Source organism: Mesorhizobium sp. CNPSo 4670 (genome assembly GCF_057784235.1).
In genome coordinates this window covers 39452-59575 of sequence record NZ_JBWJFQ010000016.1, presented here as the reverse complement: position 1 = coordinate 59575, position 20124 = coordinate 39452, and the positions used below count along the sequence as shown (strand labels likewise).

At 57.1% G+C, this 20124-nt stretch carries 16 protein-coding genes and 5 pseudogenes; 9 read left to right on the top strand and 12 right to left on the bottom strand.

Annotated elements, in window-relative coordinates:
* Positions 1-105: 105 nt before the first annotated feature.
* From AC0ZT5_RS24075 to AC0ZT5_RS24050, 6 genes are all read right to left on the bottom strand, one after another.
* On the bottom strand, positions 106-1473 hold the full coding sequence (locus AC0ZT5_RS24075; RefSeq protein ID WP_488498463.1) for an ATP-grasp domain-containing protein: 1368 nt from the start codon (positions 1471-1473) through the stop codon (positions 106-108).
* A gap of 98 nt (positions 1474-1571) precedes the next feature.
* Positions 1572-2378: a glycoside hydrolase family 12 protein gene (locus tag AC0ZT5_RS24070; protein WP_488498462.1), complete on the bottom strand. Its 807-nt coding sequence runs from the start codon at positions 2376-2378 to the stop codon at positions 1572-1574.
* Positions 2379-2723: 345 nt separating this feature from the next.
* Entirely contained in the window at positions 2724-3539 is an 816-nt protein-coding gene (locus AC0ZT5_RS24065) for an IS5 family transposase (RefSeq protein ID WP_488498461.1), read from the bottom strand.
* A gap of 103 nt (positions 3540-3642) precedes the next feature.
* A complete protein-coding gene (locus AC0ZT5_RS24060) occupies positions 3643-3993 on the bottom strand; it encodes a DUF4236 domain-containing protein (RefSeq protein ID WP_488498460.1) in 351 nt (116 codons plus the stop codon).
* 21 nt (positions 3994-4014) lie between these two features.
* The gene (locus tag AC0ZT5_RS24055; protein ID WP_488498459.1) at positions 4015-4515 is read right to left on the bottom strand and encodes a hypothetical protein; all 501 of its coding nucleotides are present in this window, start codon (positions 4513-4515) and stop codon (positions 4015-4017) included.
* Positions 4516-4600: 85 nt separating this feature from the next.
* The gene (locus tag AC0ZT5_RS24050; RefSeq protein WP_488498458.1) at positions 4601-4780 is read right to left on the bottom strand and encodes a hypothetical protein; all 180 of its coding nucleotides are present in this window, start codon (positions 4778-4780) and stop codon (positions 4601-4603) included.
* A 258-nt stretch (positions 4781-5038) separates the two neighbouring features.
* Between AC0ZT5_RS24050 and AC0ZT5_RS24045 the strand changes: the two genes are divergently transcribed.
* On the top strand, positions 5039-5431 hold the full coding sequence (locus tag AC0ZT5_RS24045) for a hypothetical protein (RefSeq protein WP_488498457.1): 393 nt from the start codon (positions 5039-5041) through the stop codon (positions 5429-5431).
* A 570-nt stretch (positions 5432-6001) separates the two neighbouring features.
* Here the strand turns inward: AC0ZT5_RS24045 and AC0ZT5_RS24040 are convergent.
* Positions 6002-6286 carry a hypothetical protein gene (locus AC0ZT5_RS24040; protein WP_488498456.1) on the bottom strand — a complete coding sequence of 95 codons (285 nt, stop codon included), beginning with the start codon at positions 6284-6286 and terminating at the stop codon, positions 6002-6004.
* Between the two features lie 213 nt (positions 6287-6499).
* On the opposite strand from AC0ZT5_RS24040, the gene AC0ZT5_RS24035 reads away from it, so the two are divergent.
* A complete protein-coding gene (locus AC0ZT5_RS24035; protein ID WP_488498455.1) occupies positions 6500-6682 on the top strand; it encodes a hypothetical protein in 183 nt (60 codons plus the stop codon).
* Positions 6683-6960: 278 nt separating this feature from the next.
* On the opposite strand, the pseudogene nolL reads toward AC0ZT5_RS24035, so the two are convergent.
* A pseudogene (gene nolL / locus AC0ZT5_RS24030) lies at positions 6961-8067 on the bottom strand (nodulation factor fucose acetyltransferase NolL); the annotation flags it as partial.
* Between the two features lie 436 nt (positions 8068-8503).
* Here nolL and AC0ZT5_RS24025 point away from each other — a divergent pair.
* The 4 genes and pseudogenes from AC0ZT5_RS24025 to AC0ZT5_RS24010 all read left to right on the top strand — a co-directional run.
* Positions 8504-8656 (top strand): hypothetical protein, encoded by a 153-nt coding sequence (locus AC0ZT5_RS24025; protein ID WP_488498454.1) that lies wholly within the window; start codon positions 8504-8506, stop codon positions 8654-8656.
* 278 nt (positions 8657-8934) lie between these two features.
* Positions 8935-9117 carry a hypothetical protein gene (locus AC0ZT5_RS24020; protein ID WP_488498453.1) on the top strand — a complete coding sequence of 61 codons (183 nt, stop codon included), beginning with the start codon at positions 8935-8937 and terminating at the stop codon, positions 9115-9117.
* Position 9118: 1 nt separating this feature from the next.
* Positions 9119-10327 (top strand): beta-ketoacyl-[acyl-carrier-protein] synthase family protein, encoded by a 1209-nt coding sequence (locus AC0ZT5_RS24015; protein ID WP_488498452.1) that lies wholly within the window; start codon positions 9119-9121, stop codon positions 10325-10327.
* 285 nt (positions 10328-10612) lie between these two features.
* Positions 10613-10709, top strand: a pseudogene (locus tag AC0ZT5_RS24010) (beta-ketoacyl-ACP reductase); the annotation flags it as partial.
* A 38-nt stretch (positions 10710-10747) separates the two neighbouring features.
* On the opposite strand, the gene AC0ZT5_RS24005 reads toward AC0ZT5_RS24010, so the two are convergent.
* A complete protein-coding gene (locus tag AC0ZT5_RS24005) occupies positions 10748-11677 on the bottom strand; it encodes a LysR family transcriptional regulator (RefSeq protein ID WP_488498451.1) in 930 nt (309 codons plus the stop codon).
* 1715 nt (positions 11678-13392) lie between these two features.
* Between AC0ZT5_RS24005 and nodS the strand changes: the two are divergent.
* From nodS to AC0ZT5_RS23990, 3 genes and pseudogenes are all read left to right on the top strand, one after another.
* Positions 13393-13983 (top strand): annotated as a pseudogene (gene nodS, locus AC0ZT5_RS24000) (nodulation methyltransferase NodS); the annotation flags it as partial.
* Positions 13963-15398: pseudogene (locus tag AC0ZT5_RS23995) on the top strand (carbamoyltransferase N-terminal domain-containing protein); the annotation flags it as partial. The pseudogenes nodS and AC0ZT5_RS23995, both read left to right, overlap by 21 nt.
* Before the next feature lie 91 nt (positions 15399-15489).
* Complete coding sequence (locus tag AC0ZT5_RS23990) at positions 15490-17532, top strand: carbamoyltransferase family protein (protein WP_488498450.1); 2043 nt, start codon at positions 15490-15492, stop codon at positions 17530-17532.
* Positions 17533-18135: 603 nt separating this feature from the next.
* Here the strand turns inward: AC0ZT5_RS23990 and AC0ZT5_RS23985 are convergent.
* From AC0ZT5_RS23985 to AC0ZT5_RS23975, 3 genes and pseudogenes are all read right to left on the bottom strand, one after another.
* Positions 18136-18885, bottom strand: coding sequence for a carbonic anhydrase (locus tag AC0ZT5_RS23985; RefSeq protein ID WP_488498449.1), 750 nt, complete (start codon positions 18883-18885; stop codon positions 18136-18138).
* A gap of 279 nt (positions 18886-19164) precedes the next feature.
* Positions 19165-19647 (bottom strand): hypothetical protein, encoded by a 483-nt coding sequence (locus tag AC0ZT5_RS23980; RefSeq protein WP_488498543.1) that lies wholly within the window; start codon positions 19645-19647, stop codon positions 19165-19167.
* Positions 19648-19814: 167 nt separating this feature from the next.
* Positions 19815-20066, bottom strand: a pseudogene (locus AC0ZT5_RS23975) (phosphomannomutase); the annotation flags it as partial.
* Between the last annotated feature and the right edge of the window lie 58 nt (positions 20067-20124).

Genomic DNA, 20124 nt, shown 5'->3' with positions numbered 1-20124 from the left:
AACTCAGGCAAGTTTCTTTCTACCTGGTGTGTCCGCCACGCGAATGATGCAACCTGATTCTCAAGGAGGCGCCGTAGATCATCAGCAGCGATGGTCCGCGCATGGTCAGATGGCCAGTACAGGGGCAAAACCGCCGCCTAGTGTGCGGAAATTTGTAGTCTGGCCCTGGTATAGGCGGGCAGCCGCGAGGAGCACCTGACCATCATAAGTATAAAGCCGCACGTCCATCTTGCGCGGCGTGGGCGCGCCATCGATCTCGATCATGCGCTGCCCTGGTGCAGCAAATGCCTGGGCCACATAGCCACCACGGGCGATCTCGGCCCACACCCCCTTCGTCACCTTGTCGCCGCGGTAGACCGCCTTGCTGCCGTGGCCGGAGAGCGGCTTGAAGAACATGTCCTTGCGGAATTGCCAGGCGGCATCCGAATTGTCGGGCGTGACCAGTGTGGTCCGCGGAATGCCGGCGAGCCGCGAGCGCATCTCCGGAGAAAGGCCGAATGCCTCCAGCGCTGCCGGATCGGATAACAATGTCAGATTGCGCTTGCTAGAAAAGAGCGCATGGTTGTGCGGATTGGGCGTGAGCACCACGGCGCCCTCCTGATAGGCCGCTCTGAGCGCGGCATGCTCCGGCCAATCAAGCGCAAAATCGACCAGGCGATTGTAGACTAGGTCAATCTCTTGTCCGTCGAGCAGAAGCCTTCCGCCATCATATTTCAGCTCACTCGCGTCCCCGATCATCGCGTCCATGCCGTGCTTCAGCAATAGCTGCCGGACCAGCACGAATTCAGGATAGAGATACTGCTCCGTAGGCTGATCATCGACGATCGCGATCCTTCGCGGCGAACCGGCTCCGCGCTGCCTGCGCCATTCGCTCTCGAACATCGCGATGACGCTGGTTTCGAAGTGATCGTCCCTTGTGCCAATCAGCGCCCGGTCGACTACGGAGCAGCAAGCCTTCTGAGCTCCGGCCAGCAGGGCATTGAGGAAAGCCCCGCCGGCGTTGGTGTTGACCTCAATCAGCTTGGGACCTTGATCGTCGAGGTGGAAGTCGTAGCCCATCAGCGCGCCGACCGGTCCAAAGTCCCGTTGCGCAATTGCGGGAGCCCAGGAGAGAACCCTTTCGCGGTAAGCTGGCAACTTTGCTGTCGCCTCGATGGCGACGACGATTCTCTGCATCTCGTCGAGGGCGGACACGGCAAGGAAGACTGGAACATTGGAAAACAGATGCGGCCGCGATGCCATGAATGTTTCGCAGAAACCAGGCTCGCCGGCTTCGTGGTCCAGCGCCGCCCAAAGTTTGGCCCGGTCGAGCGTGATGCAGAAGCATTTGAGGTTGAGCCGCCCCGACAGGGACGTGCTCAGATCCACCACGCCGGAGGCCGTAAGCATGAACGTATCTCCTCTGAACGGAAGGCGGCGTGCAGCACGTTGGGGACGAGCGGATGCTCGTCGTCGCGGCCGGGAAACAACCATCGCTTTGGCCGAGCGAGCCGGTAAGCGCAAGCTAGGCCGTCAGCCAGCGAGGCTCATTGGCATAAGCGCAGCTCACCTTGCCGCCCGCACACGGATCTTCACTTCGAGGTCACAGACCAGTTGTTGAAATTGAAGTTCTTTCCCCCCGGGGACGAGGTAATCTCGACGCCGTATTGGACGCTACCGACGTTTATGTCGCCAAAGTACCCCGTCGACTTTATCCACTGCAGGATACTCTTGATGTCCACTGTCCCGCTGTTGGTCTTCGAAGTGCGCAGCAATGAGATGACCTTGTGACCGTCGGGGCCTTCACCTTCAAACACGTTCCAAGTCGCTCCGCCTACATTGACATTGCTGTAGACCGGAATCGCCGCACCGGAAGGGGCATAATGATATGAAATGGGCTTAACGTTGCCGCTCCCGTCCGAGTTTCCGGTGTAGTTTGTCCAGAGCATTACCTCATGCTGGTTTGACCTGTCCCAGATATCGTAGGCGACATCCCAGGCGCCGCCAGTAGGAACCTCCTGATTGAAGCTCGAGCTCAGAGTGTTGATTGAACTGAGCGGTTTCCCGATACTAAAAGCCTCGTGCGGATAGCTTTTGATGCCCGGCGTATTAGGCTGGTTCGACCATACGCTCCACCGGTTGACGCCACTCACCGAAATCGTCTGAGGCCCAGGGCGCGGACCCCATACGTCGTTGTTCCAAGAGTAGCCATCGCGTGAAAAGCTTCCGTATGGAGCGCTCGAACTCCAAATCGGAGCCTGCGCGGATACAAGCGCGGCAGATGATAATGACCTGGCTTCATTCGCGGCCTGCCTAAATAGATCATGATCCTCCTGTGTCCGGACGTACCCCGGTGGGAACCCTTGCGCGCCGCCACCGTTTATCCGATTGGAATCCATAAAGCTCTCCTTTCGATTATGATAACAAAGTCTCCTGCAGATCCGCCCAGCGGGTACCCTAGTTCAGCATAGGCGGCATTGGCATCTAGAGGCCGAGTGCGAATGCTAGGAAGGTTGGCTTTCGAGAAGCTGACGAGCTCAAGGAGAAAGGCGGAGCCGCGCCCGGGTTTGCCGTCTTTCGGATGACAACAGCCTGCTGAGACGGTGGCAACGATCCACTGGATACGAGCCTAGCAGTTTACGGAAAAATCCAAAGAACTGGGCGTTTGTTCTGTCGCGGGTGCCATTGTTGGGATGATTTGTTTGAGAGTTTGAAGCGCTTTGGCGGTCTGGACACCAAGGTGGCTACGCTGCAACCAGTTTGGAGATGCGGATCAGGTTGTAGGCGATCAGATTGAGCATGAAGTCGGTAGCGACCCGAGCGATGCCGCGATGTTTGGCCTTGCGCATGGTGTCGTGCTGCTTGCTCCAGCCGAAGATGCACTCGATCATCGCCCGGCGCGATTGCGACATGCCATAGCCCGGATGCCGCGTGGTTCGTTGGTCGATGGCGCTGTTGCGGGTCTTGCCGGTTTTGGTGACGGCCTGGTTTTGCGTCACATGCGGTGTCACGTTGATGGCGCGAAGATTGGCCACATGATCGACCGTATCGTTCGCTTTGTCCTCACCGGCCGTGATGCGGCAGCCGGCAGCTTTGCCTCTCGCCTTCAGCATGATCTCCGAGGCTCGGCGTTCGGCGGTGCCATTGGCGTGCGTGACCATGCCGGCTACCGCCAGCCCATGCCGGTTCTCCATGGTGGCGTGGCCCATATAGCAGAGCTTCGCCTCCCGCCCGGCAGCCTTGCGATAGAGCCGGCTGTCGGGATCGCTGGTACTCGCATGGGTATCGTTCTTGCGCTTCTGGCCGTGGAAGTTAGCGCCGTCGTCGTCATCACCGCTGCCGTCTTTGGGGCGACAGCTCTTCTGTGATGCCCAGGCTTCGATCAGCGTTCCGTTCACCGAGAAATGCTCGTCCGACAATAGTGGCTTGACTTGCGGATGGTTCAGAAGCCGGTTCATGAACGTCGCAATCACCTCGCCGTTCCGCAGCCGGTCGCGGTTCTTGGTGAAGGTGGTCGGGTCCCAGACGGGGGCGTCCACCGCGTCGTTTGAGATTTTCAAGGGGACTGCTTTTTTCCTAAATCGTTGACGAATCGCTCTAACTCAGTTTTCCGCTAACGAATTCGTGCCTTTGCTCGATGTTGCCAAACTATCCATCTCGCTCTCACAAGCGATCGGATGATGGTTCCGTGAACATGCAAGCGCCGTACCAAACCTCAAGGACCGCCCAGCCGACCCATCGACTTTCTGGCGACCTCTGGGCGGGCTCGGACACCGTGTCGATGCTGGAAAGTGCGGCCATCTGCGGCGGCGGCACTTCGGTCTTGCTGCCTCTGCCTTTCCGTGAGATATGAGAAAGCCGGGCGCCGGGAATACCGACCGTTGTCGTGCGCCCCGAGGTTCCAATCGTCGTCTTGAAGCCAGGCGTCCCCGCAGAAACGCTGACACCTTTCTTACCCACATTCAGCCGAACGCCCGGAACAAGCCGGATCGACTTACGAAAACGCCACCCCATGAACGTCGCCCTCCCTAGCGTCTAGTTTTGTTGGCTCTCCAGAATGAGTTTTGTGAGGTATTCGGTCTTGGTCGTGCCATCCAACCGGACGTCAAAGGCGGACGCCGACGATTCCTCGCCGTTTTCGGCCAGAAAGGTGCATTCGGCCAGACCGCGGATCGGGGTGCCATAGGCGTTGTCCGCGTCATACTTGATGTATTTTTTGAACATGACTGGCAGGTGGTTTTTGCCCATGGCACCAATGGTAAGATCGAGGATCCGCTTCAAGGTTACATAGTCTTTATCATTTACAATTTCGGCTTCCTTGATCTTGCGGAACTCCTCAACTGGTATCTGGTCGCTGTAGTGGGAAATCTCTATTCGCCGGTAGCTCGATGGCGAACGGAGCCTATCGGCCAGCATATCCTCGCAAATACGGGTCATCTTGCTGTCAAATGGATTGTAAAAGCCAGTTGCGATAAAAGCCCCCACCGCGCATGCGCTGAAAGCACCCGCGGCTGCAAGCCAAACTATAGGTCGCATCCCCAATTACCCCTCAGAAATCCCCAAGGATACTTTGGCGCTAATGTGCTTTGAGCGCAAGCTGGTTACGCCCAAGTGTGTAATCTTAGGCTCTTGGCCATGGCAGGAAATCGTCATCAAAGCCGTCTTGGCTAAAATAATCCAATGCCCTCGTGCCCTTCTTCACTTTCCTGCAGGCCGCATCGATAGATCCGATTACTTGGTAGGCTTGGCCGGATTTGGCTTCTAGGCCCTCGATGCGCTGCTTCATTTCGGCCTTGGCCACGTCTCACTTCCGTTAGCTTTGCGCTCGGCCCGTAGCCGCCGCTTGCGGGCCGTTGTCCAATAGCTTGGATCGCGATTGGTATGATCTAGCGCCTCGGGCTCCGCCTTTGCACTGCTAAGCTTTAGGCCTGCCCTTCAAGATCGCAGCCATGCGCGCCTTGGATTCCTCCAGGTCTTCGAGCCGCGCGCCTACAATACGCGCGATCAAGGATCGAAAAACCCGCTGCCGGGAGGAGGTGGCAGCGGGCTCTATTTGAGAATGCAGCGCAAAAAAGGCGTGCTGCATTCAGCGTCGACCGTTCCATGGGTGGGAGTGAATTGGCCAACAGGCAAAAGTATGGGCGAACGGAAAAATTGTGCAATGCACAAAAGGTTTATCGCTGCTGCAAAATTTTATCCGGAGGTTGCACCAGCTGGGGTCTCCGCGTTGACAAGGCCGGTACCTGATTTGGCAGCAGTGATTCGCGAATCCCGGCTTCGGCGCTCCGAAGCCAAAGCGCGTTCCGGTGTCGGAACCGGCGGCGCTTCTCTTATTTTGTGCGAGGTTCGGGCATCATTCCGCGAGCCTGTTCATCCTGACAAGGCGTTCCCGACGCAGGCGCGTCTTACGCTCCTCAGTCCAGTACGCCGGATCGCGATTGTTGACGTCTAGCGGCTCGGAGTCCGTCGGAGCGCGCTTTGCCGTCTTGGCCTCTAATGCGGCTGTCCGCTTAGCGGCTCTCGCAGCGAGTTTGTCACGTGATGCCTGGCGCTTCTCCTCTAGGCGCCGTTCACGTTCGGCCGCATCTCGTTCCTTACGCAGCCGGCGCTTCTCATCGCGTTCTCGTTGGTTCGTGCGGAGAAGATCCTTGTAGGAAGCGTCCGAAGTATAGAATGCAATCGCCCGGCCAGTGACAGGTTTGCTCTGGTGGCAGGTGCCCTCATGATCTGCCAGATGTCGACAAGATCCTGCTCTGAGAACATTACGTCGCGTCCGTGAGTGGAGCAGCAGCCGTAGCGCTTGCCAATCTGTATAATCCCCCGCCGCGTCATCTTGAGCCGGCTGGCCGCTTCCTTTGCGGGGTAAATGTTACCTAGTTGTGTTGGCGGAGGAATAACGTTCATTCATAAGGAATCCACAATGCCACTATGGAGTCAACCATTTGTTTTAACTCGGTAAATTGGTGAATGCGGTAGGCAAAGGCGGCCAACGAATTAGCCGCAGATGATATAGCATCAAGCGCTAGTGTAGCTTGTGGTTCCCATACCAGTTCTCGATTGGCGATCTAGGATCGATCTGCCGACCGAGCGACTTGAGGTGGGCGACGATCTCGGGCAGCAATGCATCTCGATCACCGAACTCGTCATCTATGCGCCGCAGCTCATCCTCTGCCGCTTCCTGCTCCCAGGTCTCACCGATCACATAGCCAAAGTCGCCGATGGCGCAGATATCACAGCCGGCTTTAATCACCCTCTCCACAAAAGCCGGGACTTCGCTCGCCTTCATGAGCCTTTGCGTACGGGCCATTGCAATCATCTCCTTGTTACTGTTCGGCCGAAAAATTGCCAGAGCACCGCACGCTATGGCTACCTGTACAACTGCACAGGTTTCGGTAGAGATGAGGTTGAGAGCAGCCGTGATATCATGGCGCGCGCAGTTTTTTTCGGCCGGTGCGTCTTATGGTGTGAAATCGGCGGCAGCTACAGCTCCGCCCCTTCGCAAGGAAAAGGACGATAGGCCATGATATACGACGTCAAAGTCTCTGCTCGTAAGACAGAAAATCTGCGAGTGGCGGTCGAGCGCTATTACATTATCGATGTGAACGACCCGGAAGAAGTGAACGCGAAAGCTATATCCCGCGCTCGCCAGGACGGTGATATCGACTTGGTCAAGGTAGTCCGCAAAACGCGCATGGGTTTCTGAACCCAGTGCGAGACGACACATAGCGAAAGTCGTCACCATTCAGCGGCGCCGACGCGGCAAGCGCTCCTAGAAGCCCGGTTCCGCCGGCCTTTTTGCGGTTATGGCAAGAGGCAAAAAAAGCCAGATAACAAAATCAAGTCTTATGGCGGAGCGGTTTTCGAATCTATGTGTCTGCATTGAAATGCCGGGTTTTGATCAGCTTCTTCCTGGACGCTCTCCCGTTCGTGGCAGCAAGAAGCTAGGTGTTCCCTGACGGAATTAAGGTTATCGAGACCAAGCGGCGGAGCGCCGCTTGAACAGCGTCGCCAGATAAATTTTCGCCATAGCGACAGATATCCAAGGTGGCGCACAATCCTGCGAATTGTCATCCCCGTGACAACAATCGCAGCTCCAACCACGCTTGCGACCCCGATTTTGGTCGTGATATTCCAGGGTTCTCCGAACTGTATAAAATCCATGAGGCGAAAAACGGCACCCTGGACAAAGTAAAGCACTAGTGTGCTCTGACCAAGCTCCTCCGCGACAAAGCGAGCTAATCGAGTTGAATAGCTAGCTCTCCAGCATAGGAATATAAATTGCATAGCTACCGCAGACGCCGCTCCCGAGCCGGCGAACATTAGAAGCACTTGTTTCGCTGACTCTTCATCGTATATCAAACCAAGATTGTTGTAGACATAAGTATTTTTCCCCCAATTCAGAAAGCATATGAATGCTGTTATCGAAAGAAAGATAAATAATGGTTGCTTCCTTAGCCAGATGATGTTGGTCTTCCGCTCGATCGATTGGGCAAATAAGAAGCCAAAGCAATAGAATGGATAAGTATATCGTACTAACGGAGCTATTGACCAGGTAACTGGCGCGAAAGCGAACACAATTGCAGATGCGCCTATGATCCACACCGGCAAGCGTTTGAAAGTCATAAGTAACTTAACGGCCACGAAGGAAGTGAATGCCGCCCAGATGAACCAGTACGCCCCAATTAATTCCCTTGAAAAATCCAACATTTCGCCGGTTAAATTATCCGCCCGCGAGATTACGGCGGCCTTCGATATCCAAATCAACGCGCACCAAAAAAGCATTGGCGATACTAACTGCATCGCTCGATCACTGACACCTTGACGAAGCGATTTGCGCAGGACAGCTCCCAAGGAAAGATATCCGCTTATCGCCATAAATAGTGGCATGTGAAACATGTAGATCGACTTGAAATATGGCGACAACCAAAAGGTATCAGAGTCGCGATAAATCAGATATTGCAATAGGTGGCCAATTATAACCAGTATAATGAGCACGCCTTTGGCGAAATCAAAGCTTATGTCTCGGGATTTCGTCCCTTCTTGGCACGAGTCGCGCCCCGTCGCGCCCACCGTTATGTGATTAAGCATCAATCCGCCAGCCTATCTTTTTTCCGTCGTTACTTTCCGCTTTGGATCTAGTGGTTCGCGCGCGACCACCAGGCAAAGCCCGAGAGCGGTTGCATGGGCCTTCTAGAAAGCTGAAATATTTCCAGCGAAATTCGTCTCAACGCGCCGCCTGGTAGATCAACCGGAACTCAGGGCTGACACCGGACAACTTCGATTGCTTTCCAAGGGTCCCGCCGCGCCGGCAGGTCCATAAGCCTTCCTGAAGAAGCAGACAGTTTGACATGGTCCGCGAGAGGCAGCTCGCGTCCCGGGGTGGACCTGGTCCCCGGCCGACGGTTTCATATCCGCTAATATATATGTTGGTAAAATCGATTGTGTTGATGGAACGCATGCGCACGATGGATACATGGGTATGGGGCGCCGGTGACAAGGCACGCTTAGGACATCCAAAGCGCTGATGGGTCTCATCGAAACAAATGATTTTATCAATCTTCCTCGATCTCGCATGGAAGCACCCATGAGCTCAGAGGTGCGGTGGAGGTTGTGCTGGGAAAATGAATTGCATCTGCCAGACCATTTCGAACTCTCCGACGTATTCCGAAGGACCTAGCACCGACTACCTCGACGCAAAGCCATTGGCGGCCGAGACGTTTGAAGACGAGCCACGTTGCACACCGGGTTTCGATGTGCTGGCGCAAACTCGGCCGGCCGACGTTTTTCTCCATCTTCCGTCGCAGACCCGCCGGAACTCATCTCGTCTCTGCAATCAAAAATCCAATTGGTTTTGGTGAGTGGTACAAGGCCGGTCAGAGACAATTTCGCTTGCCGTCTGGCTGGAAGAAGGCGCCGCGCCCACGTCAAGAGGCGTTATCAAAGCAAGGAGATAGAATGGCTGATCAATTCACAACGGGAATCACTGCCACTATCATGAACCGCGTCGAATCCGAGCGCGGCGAGGGAACGACTGCGTCCCTAACCGGGGAAATAACGACTGCCACGCAACGGTCGAACCTGAACAGTATCGGCGACGTGGTGGAACCCTTCTGCGGCTTGCTCGCCAAGGAGGCCTGATATGGACAGGCGAGTCGTTATTACTGGAATGGGCGGGCTTTGCGGGCTAGGTAACAACGCCGCCTCCATCTGGAAAGAGATGCGCGAAGGCCGCTCCGCCATCGGTCCAATGGCCACTCCCGAGCTTCGTGGACTGAAGGGCACTGTCGGCACCGAGATCAAGGTGCTGCCCGAGCACGACATTGCGCGCAAGCAGCTGGTCACCATGGACCGCTTAAGTTTGCTCGCTGTGCTTGCAGCGCGCGAAGCCATGCAACACGCTGGGCTCTCCTGCGGCGAGGGAAATCCTTATCGCTTCGGTGCGACCGTGGGCGTCTGCGGCTGGGGCTGGGGAACGGTCGAAGAAACCTACCGAGCGCTCCTTTTGGGCGGCGTGAAGCGTGCGGGCATCTACTCTGCACCAAAGGGGTTGCCGCGCTCCGCTGCCAGCCAGGTCAGTATTAGCCTCGGTCTGCGCGGGCCAGTGTTTGGCGTCGCTTCCGCATGCGCTTCAGCCAACCATGCGATCGCTTCAGCGGCGGATCAGATTAGGCTGGGCCGGGCTGACGTGATGCTTGCCGGAGGCGCCGAAGCGCCACTCGCATGGCTTATGGTGAAGGCGTGGGAAACGATGCGCGCGCTCGCTCCGGATACTTGCCGGCCCTTTTCCGCCGACCGGAAGGGAGTGGTGCTAGGCGAGGGCGCGGGCATAGCCGTACTAGAAAGCTATGAACATGCCGCGGCGCGCGGTGCCACGATGCTTGCCGAGATCGCGGGCATCGGCCTTTCCAGCGATGCCTTCGACGTTGTCGCGCCGTCTATCGATGGGCCGGAGGCCGCGATGCACGCTTGCCTCGCCGACGGCGGGCTGAATGCCGAGGACGTGGACTACCTAAACGCCCATGGCACCGGCACCAAGACCAATGATCAGGCCGAGACGGCGGCAATCAAGCGCGTCTTCGCACACCACGCCTATTCGATGTCTGTATCGTCCACCAAGTCCATGCACGCGCATTGCCTCGGCGCAGCAAGCGCGCTCGAAATGATTGCCTGCGTGATGGCGATCCAGGAGGGGGTCGTGCCGCCGACCGCCAATTATCGCGAGCCAGACCCCGATTGTGATCTCGACGTCACACCCAACGTGCCGCGAGAACGCACGGTGCGCGTGGCGCTCAGCAATGCTTTCGCGATGGGCGGCATGAACGCAGTTCTGGCATTCAGGAAGGTTTAGGCATGCGAGGTGCTTCGTAACGTTATTTCTTTTCCGGAATGACTTGCCGGTTGGCGATTATGAAAGATGCGCCTTTGGACCAACTGGATGAATGCGCCAAGCGGCAGCGGAAGCTCGATGAGCCGGGGTTCCGTTCTTGAAAAATTTCAACTGCGGAAGCGGCACGTCTACCGCTACCCGGAAGCTCAAGTTAGGCGCTTCGGGTAAGGCTCGAGGGTCTGCCCCAAAGCCTCATCCGACAATGTCAGGAAGGCGCAGCGCCGCCGGCGATTCCGCGAACCTCTGAACCGCGACAAGGTCAAAGCGCTCGGCGCAAAAGGCGGAAGCCGATCTCGAAGGCGTCGACATATTGGTCAACAATGCCTGCATCACGAAAGACGGGCGCCTCCTGGCCTAGGACACTCGCCGCAGACGCGCTAGTCAAATGGCAGGGTCCGGCGCTGGCGCTAGGCGAGATGCCTCCTCCAACAAAGTCTTCCGCATCCAGATGCTCGCTGGGTCGCCATTGTGAAGCGCAGGCCACTGCATCGTCAGAGTCAACGGGGGCAAAGAGAACGGAAGTCTGACGACCCGCAGCGGTAGCGTTTTTGCGAAATGCTCAACCAGCCTCAGCGGCATGGTCCCAAGGCGACTGGTGCCCGGTAGCATAGGAGCGATCATGCTGAACCCCTGCACGACCACCTCGGCACGCCTCTTGAGGCCATGCTCAATCAAAAACCACTCGTCAACGGATGCTCTGAGCGAGCGTCCGAATTTGGCCACGACGTGGCCCATTGACATGTATTTCTCGAATGTGAGCTTCCTCGTCAGTTCCTTGTTTGTCCAACAGCTGACACAGACGAATGAATCGTCGAAAAGCTTCGCTTTGGGATGTGCGTCTGACATGTACAAGTCTGGAAGGACCAGAAAATCGGCCTCACCGCGCCGGAAAAGTTCTTCCGGGTTGTCAGTCAGAGGCAGGAACTCGAAGCTGACGAAAGGGGCTTCTCGCGCAACACGCTCAACAACTTTCTGGAAGAAAATGATCGTCGTGTAATCAGAAACTATAATCCTGAACCGGCGGTCGGATTTCTTGGGATCAAATTCTTCCCAAGAAATAATCGAGAGCTGAATATGTAGCAGCGCCTCGCGAACCGGGGAGGAGAGCGCCTCGGCTCGCGGTGTCGGGATGAGTTCGCGGCCTCTCATTGTAAACAGCTCATCGCCAAAATAGCCGCGCAGCCGGGCAACAGCCGCGCTCATGGCTGGTTGGCTAAGGTTGATGCTGCGAGCCGCCGCGGTGAGGTTGCGTTCAGCCATCAGCGCATCGAGCGCGACGAGGAGGTTCAGATCTAGTCCCTTAAACCGCATTTCTCTTTCCAATCTGGCGTATGGATGCATTATATCCGAACAATAGGTTTTGCAAATGTCACAAGACGCTGCATTTGAAAAGCGCCTCAGCTGTGAATCAAATCGGAGCGGCAAAAGGAAGCAGGCGGTAGCCCGGGCGGTATGGGCTCGACCACGATCGGGGCGTCGGGAAACGGCAATGGAAGGAGGTGATTGCAGGCGCCACTCTTGGGTAGGAGCAGTCGAGCATTAACCTCGCAAGATCCTTTTGTAGAGACCTGGGGACCGATAAGAGCCTTCAATGCAAACCGGTCGAATCTGGGCGGTGCGACACCTGAGCTGCGTAGCGATTGGTTATGGCTCGCGGCTTATGTGGGCCTGCGATCGTGTCCCAGGAAGTCTTTGATCGCCTTGGTCGATGGGCTCCGTTCTCTCGTCTCGTCGGTGCACCGGGTCGCCCGACGAGAGCGGGGCCGCCGACGCGAGCGCGGACTATCGCCTGCCGACAATGCCTGGCTCCGCAGGGTCATGGTTCAGCCGGCCTGGCGGGTGCTTGTCTTCCCAGAAGGAAACCGCGTTGGTCAGTCTATCGGGAGTGCTCCGCCGACGCACGAATCCGCACGTGAATGGCGATTATCGGCGCGCCGCACTCGGGACGTGTTCCCGCGCCGGCCGGCTTGGGGCACTACTGGCTCGGCGAGGTGCCTCTGCTCGTCACCGAAATCGATACGCAACCCTGATGAACGGTGCCACATGGACGGCAGACTGAACTGTGCGCCACCGTGAAGTACCGCGACCAGCAGAAGCATCGCGCGCGAACGAGTAGATTTGATCGAGAACATTGAAACGGACGGACCTATACCCGAAATGAATGTTTGCTATCCAAACAATGGATTTTACCAATCCGGGGGGATGCTGCATTAGAAACCTGAAATGAAAGGTGGGGATCGGGAACGACGGCAACTTTTGAGAGAGCCCCATCAACGCAAAAGTCCCCTCGTACGAGCTTCTCTCGGTCCAATTGCCTGGCATCGCGATAGCCGACGATAGCGCCTGATGCCCGCCAAATGACGCCGCGACGATCGCGGATGGGCACTCTCGAAAATCATCAGAAAAGGAGTCTTTGTATGCGTTCAAGTGCGGTGGAAGCTGTGCTGGGAAAACGAGTTGCAACTGCAAATGTCGAACTCGCCGAGTTCTTCCGAAGGACCTACGGACGTACTGGGACCTCTAATATCGATCCCTCGAAGGCAGCCGAAACTAGACCGGAGCTAGACCTGGGTTCGTTGCGATCGCGTATGACTCAAGTGTTCCGGGATATATGTCCTTGCGGCGCCGTTTGCACGACGAGTGCCCTCCCAGCGAAATGATGCCGGGCAGTGATACCGGCTTGCGAAGTCACTCCCGCATTGCATGACCGCGGTTTTGTAATGCGCTTGCTTCTCGGACAGACAACGAACCAAAATCTCATGGACCGTCTTGGCGCAGTCAGCACTGTCAGCGTCTCGTGTTATGCGCTGCTTTGGACCGCAGGTAAAAGAATGCAAGCCGCCTATGCGTGCCGGCAAGCGTTTTCCGGTCTCGGACGACGTAGCCAGTTCCGGTTTTTGGCCGGGGGCATGGACGGCATGATTGTCGCGAATGTGGTGCAGAATCGTATCCGCCATCTTGCACGGCATTGGTCAGCCCTGGCGACTTCTGGCGAGCGTTGGTTGCGTTGTCGAGGCAGATGAATCTTGGGTCTGGATAATAGTCGTCGATTGTTAGATCGGGAATTGGCCGCAGACGATCCGTGGTTGCTCGATGCCAGCCCGTTCGAGCGGGAGCGTCACACGCAAATGCTCCGGCTGTCGCTTTCCCAGGGATCCATCACAAATGCACTTGAAGTCGGGTGTGCTGCAGGTGCATTCACCGAACGGCTAGCGCCCCATTGCCGATGGCTCTCAGTAATCGATCTCGTGCCGCGAGCGATTGATCGAGCGCGCCGTCGGATGAAGGAGCTCACCCACATCACCTGGTCAGTCTCCGATGTTCGACAGTTCTCGACTGAGGAACCGTTCGATCTGATCGTCGTGGCGGAGGTCCTGTACTACCTCAATGGTATAGCCGAGATGCGCGCAGCTATCCGCAACCTTGTGCGGATGCTTGCTCCAGGGGGGCACCTGGTATTCGGATCGGCGCGTGATGCCACTTGTCGGCGCTGGGGTCACGCCGCTGGTGCCGAGACTGTCATGGCTATGCTCAACGAGATGTTGATCGCTGTCGATCATCTGCACTGCCAAGGCGACGCCCCCCACCAAGACTGCTTGCTAGCCCGTTTTCGGAGTGAGGAGAAGCGGGACAATAACCGACGGTATCAAGCCATCGATGATCTGGAGTCCATTGTCTCCGCCTTGGCGGAGCACGGCCTGGATGCGCGGGACGGTGATCAGTTCGTTATCGACGGCTGGGACGGGCATGTGGAGTCGCAGTTCCATGTCCTTAGCGGGGCGGCTCCGATCACTCTCAGAGGGGGCCCCTACGTCGAACGGCATGCCGATGGCGTCCTCACTTCGATCGATGGCCGGCTTTTCTCTTATAGAAGCTACCCGCATGTTACCGGCCATGTGACCTCGGCATACTGCACCAGCCCATTCGCCAAAACCGGAGAGCCCGCATTCTGCTTGGTCTGGGACGGGTGCATCTTTCCACGCCTCTATTATGTAGAACGCCACGGCGCCCGGCTCCTGGATTGCATGTTCCCGGTGATAGGCCATGTTTATGCAGCAGCGGGCCATCACTTCGTGCCCTATAAGCGGTCGGGTCCCCGTGACTGGGACCTCGGTGTTGCCGGCAAGCTGATGGCCTACATCGCACTCGGGGCGGTCGCCGAAGACATCGGGGCGGTGTTTCAGGAACTTTATCAGGAGAGATTTGCGGGCGACACAGAGCTGGCCAGCCGTTACCGCGCGGATATCAACGCCGCTGAGCCCTCGCTTGCGTACGTGAATGACTTCTTCGAAGCCAGTGCCCTCCGATTGAGGGATCAGGTCTGCGAAGATGTGCTCGCATCCTTTCATCTTTTTCTCGAGCGTCTTCTTGTCAGCGAGATGGTGACCGCTATGGAGCGGCACGCACATTTTTCGGGGGCGCGAAACTTGTGTATCGCCGGCGGCTGCGGTCTCAATATTAAATGGAACAGTGCCTCACGTCAGACGGGGCTCTTCGATGCGGTCTGGGTGCCCCCATTTCCGAATGACAGCGGCTCGGCAATCGATGCCGCTTGCAGCGCAACGGTTGCGCAAGAGCGCTTCGTACCTCTGGAATGTTCGGTCTACAGCGGGCCGGCTCTGCCAGATAGCCAACTTCCTTCTGGATGGAATTCCGCACCTTGCGGTATGCGAGAACTCGCTTCCATGCTCGCCAGCAACAAACCCGTCATTTTCCTCACTGGGCGAGCCGATCTCGGACCGCGCGCACTTGGTGGCAGAAGCATTCTCGCGGCTGCGACCTCGCCGGAGATGACGGACCATCTAAGCAACATCAAACTTCGCGAGCACTTCCGCCCCGTGGCACCGATCTGCCTTGAGGATCGCGCGCCTGAAATATTCAGCCCAGGAACGCCGGATCCTTACATGTTGTTCGACCACCAGACACGGCAGGAATGGCGGACAAAGTGCCCGCTGTCGCGCATCTCGAAGGGTCTGCGCGATTGCAGACTATTTCCAGAACCTCTGAACACAAAGTGGCCGAGCTACTCATCGCGGCAACCAGCGAAAATGCAGCATATGTACTTGGAAATGGTCTTGAGCCAGATCAATGAGGTCCCCTTTTTATGATGAATGGAGAGTGAGATGCTGTGTCTAGGATTGAGTGGCGGACTTGAGAGAGTCCACGAAAGCCGACTCGAACTTCCGAATACATTTATGCATGACGGCGCTGCGGTTCTAGTCCGGGACGGAGAGGTAATAGCCGCTGTAGAAGAAGAACGCCTCAATCGGATTAAACACTCCAACAAATTGCCCAGCAATTCGATTCAATACTGTCTCTCAGTCGCTGGCGTTCAGCTCAGCGAAATCGATCGTATCGGGTACTACTCTACCGAGGCCTATTGCAACTCTGTGCTCGAACACCTGGTCGTTTCCCAGCCGGACATCTCCATGCCGTTGGATGCTACACTGTTGCTGCAGAGGTTACTGGCGCAGGAGTTCGATTTCGAGGTCGATGCTTCGCGTATCTCATTCGTGAATCACCATCAGGCGCACGCTGTGAGCGCTTTTGCAATGTCCGGCTTCGAACAAAGCCTGATCCTTTCGATTGATGGCGGTGGTGATTTTCTCTCCGGGCTCTTGGCTCTGGGGGACGGAACCGACGTTACGCAAATCGAGACATTCCCGGACAATAACTCGCTCGGGCTATTTTATCTCGAGACGATCCGGTATCTCGGCTATGGCTTATTCGACGAATACAAGGTCATGGGGCTCGCCCCCTACGGGGATCCCGTTCCCTATCGCAAACTCTTCGAGCAGTTCTACGAGCTCTCCGCCAACGGGGGTTACCGTGTCCACCTCGACCGTATCGGGCCGACATTGCTCCGCAACATCCAGGTTAGGCGAAAGGGAATGCCGTTTACCCAGCAGCATCGGGATATAAGTGCATCATTGCAGGAAGCGCTGGAGCGGATCGTTTTTCATATTCTCCGGCACCATCGTGAGACGAGCGGTATGGAGCGGCTGTGCATGGCCGGAGGGGTAGCGCACAACTGCACCGTGAACGGTAAACTGCTGTATTCAGGGCTCTTCGAAGACATCTTCGTTCAACCGGCATCGCATGACGCTGGCTGCGCATTGGGCGCCGCATTAATGATATCTAACGAAGTCGGCCACCCTGCGCCACGTAAGCGATTACAGGAAGTGTATTGGGGCCCCGATCTCGGGGGCGACCGCGCGGTGGAGCAGGAACTTACGGCATGGGCCGGTCACCTCGATATTGAACGTACTGATGACGTAGCAAACAGTGCAGCGGACTGGATAGTCAATGGCGCCGTGATCGGATGGGTGCAGGGTCGCTCGGAGTTCGGCCCACGTGCGCTCGGTAACCGCAGCATCCTTGCTGACCCGCGACCGGCCGCGAATAAGGACCGGATCAACGCAATGGTCAAGAAGCGGGAAGGCTATCGACCCTTCGCGCCATCGGTGCTCGAGGAGAATGCGCGCGAATTTTTCGACCTGCCGGATGGTACAAGCGAATTTCCGTTCATGAATTTCGTCGTTCGGGTGCGTGACTCAAAACGTGACTTGCTCGGTGCCATCACCCACGTCGACGGTACAGCTCGGCTGCAGACAGTGTCGCGCAACACCAATCCGGCCTACTGGGATGTTATTAATGCATTCAAGAAGCGGACCGACATCCCAATCCTGCTCAACACGTCCTTTAATAACAATGCAGAGCCGATCGTGGACTCGGTTGCAGACGCAATAACCACGTTTCTAACGACAGATCTGGACGGACTTGTGGTCGGGTCGTTCCTCGTCAAAAAGCGGGCTGCAACGCTGCAGGATTGGACTGCGCTCGCGGTTTCATTGCCACCTTATGTATCGCTGCACCGAACCCGCGCATTCACAGCCCCAGATCGCCAAGAGACGGTCTGCGAAATCCGTGCAAATCATTCCAGCCGTGACGGTGTTCGTATTTCACATGACGTGTTCGATCTGCTGATGCGTATCGAAGGCGAAGCGGTGCTCGCAGATCTTCTCGACATGATTGCGCACGATGTGGTCAGGCATGAAGCACTCCTCCAAGAATTGCGGGAATTATGGGAGAAGCGTCTTGTTCGGCTCCATCCCCCACACGTTGCTCGCGGGGATCAAGCGAGGACGCCTGAAGCGGCTTCTTGAGCGACGAGGACGGGCGAACCATCCCATGTTTATGACGCCCGCAGCCAACCGAAAGCTGCTCGCCTGAAGGAAGCTGTTGGGATGAGAGGGCGACACGGCGTGTAAGCCATGGTCGTTGGCGTACAGTTTGCGCAGCCAATCTACTCCTCGCAGATACGACCCCGGAGCTGAATGCGGTCCCTCTCCGCCGGCACTGCCTTTCAGATCAAGCCCGCTGCCCCCTTGCTCGGCAGCGGGCTTTTTCTTTGTTAAGGATTCGACCAGCCCTGGGTTCGATACCGGCTCCCGAGATTACAGACGGACTCGTTAGGCGGTATCCGAGCGATATCAGGATCCTCAGGTTGGCTTGCCAACGGAAATAATAGGGTGTGCAGACCTGACTCCTGAAGTCTGCGGTCCGAAGATCATATGGGCGAAATGCTCTGGTGCCGATGACACGCCGCTAGCGCATTAACGAAACCGGCCTGCATTGCGGCTATCTCGGCCGCAATGGTCCGGACCCCTTTCATCTTCATCGGGAGCGACAAACAAAGGCGGTCCCCTTTCGCGTTCTGCGGCCACCTCCGCTGCGGCCAACGTTCTTTACTGCCACATTGTATGGCCTCAGTTGAAGTCTAGGATGAAGCGCCTGCTAGGTGAACGGATAGGCCGGGCGTTCTGGGGGTAGAGGGAGGCAAATCGCGCAATATCTGCAGCATCGACCTCTACCGGTTCTTTTGCCAACATCCATTCGACGTTCTCGGTGCAGGGCGGCGTGGTCAATGACCCCTCATAAGTCCAGTAGTTGAGCGAGGCCGGGAGAAGCCCACTGGGATCGATATCGAGGGCCATTGTCGAGCCAGACTGCGGGGGGAAGGCCGCTGCCAGCCCTGCAAAGCTGGCATTTGTCGCGCCCGGTATCAGAAAAACGCCCAGGGCGCCAAAGCTATCGCTCTTTGTGTCCTTGTGCACGAAATGCGCTTCCATCGGGAAATTCATGCCAGCTAGGCGATGCTCGCTTGGCGCATGAAAATGGAATTGGATCAATTCGAAAGTGCGATTCCCACGGGTCAGCGTGCTGCCTTGCGGCATATTGATTTGAATGGTGTGGCCGTTATTCACCATCTTGCCGCGGCCTTTGTGCCAATCCACAGTGATACGCGGTATGTCGGCCTTGACGGCGTCGGTGATATCAATGGGTGATTGTTGCGTGCCCGCCGAACAGACGGAATTTTCCCTGTCCATATCAGCCCAGTGCTCGGGCGCCACCTGGCCAGTGTATCCCCAATGGGCCTCATCCGCACGCGCGGCAGCGGCACAGATGAGGCAGGCGCCCTGTGCAACGAACCCTTTGATCAGGTGACGACGATGCATATTGCTTTTCCCTTCCTTACGCGGACTGATGCTCTTCCAATTGAAAGAAAGTGCAGTTCGACGACAGACACATTCGATCTAGCGAGGTTGATCAAAGCCCCGACACTGGCCCCAGCTGCCGAAGCTTCGCCCTCTAGCTTTCGAACGATGGGACGACCCTAACCAGCAGCCGCAATCAGCCTTTCGGCAAATCGTATCAGGCGAGCTTGCCTAGGCGCGCTCGACCGTGCCTTCAAATCAACCAGACGGAAATTTGCCCCATTCAAAAAATTCCAAAAATCAATTGTTTCGATACAACTCATCCACGGAATGAATTGTAGGTCGGTTGAGCGATTGAAGACGATCCTTTCGGTCACCAAGTACAGAAGTGATGGCCTGGGCAATTCGAAGGCAGCGGGCGATGACGAACGGCGATCCGATCTTCGTGCGCATGACGGAACTTGCGATGCCGCAACTTTCGATCGCTGAACTGGACGTCAGCGGCGTGACGATTATGCGCAGGCCCAGGAACTCGGCACAGAGCAGGCCGATGTCGCCACGAACCACAGTGCCGTCAGCGTGCGCCACCAGCGGTCGGTCGGCGTCGCCATTGGTAGAGACAATCGCGTCAACCTTGTTGCGCACCGCAAACTCGAGCAGCAGCGCCAGATCCTCCGGACGATGTGCTTCCGTATCCATCGGAATGAATTCGCTGGACCGGCCGAAGGAAACAGCTTTCGCGCCGAGCGCCTCCAGGATGTCGCGTAACAGGTCACGCGCCACGGAGCTATGCTCGTAGAGCCGACGGTAAGGCTTGACAGGCTGTTACTGTTGAAAAAGTCGAGATAGCGCCGCCTGTATCCGTCCAGCGCCTCGGCGGCTTTGGAGGTGACCGGCGGATTGCTCCCCGCGATTCTCGGCCCGCCGGCCTCGGCGAGAGCACCGATCCTGGCAGCGATGCCGGTCTCGTCGTCCTTATTGATTTCCGCGCCGGCGACATAGAACTTCAAGCCGTTGCGGTCGTCTGAGAGATAGCTGCCGGTGACCATGATTGCCGACGCCGAAGCAGCGATTGTGGCCAGCGCCAGCGCCGGTGTCGGCAGCGCACCGCACTCGAGCGGGTGCCAGCCGGCCTGGCGGGCGTTCTCCAGGCAGTCGGTGGCAATGCCGGGGCTGGATGACCGCAGATCGCGCCCGTGCATAGAGGGCCCTAGGGCCTGCCAGCCCGGCGTCGTCTACATAGGCGAGAAACGCCTTTGT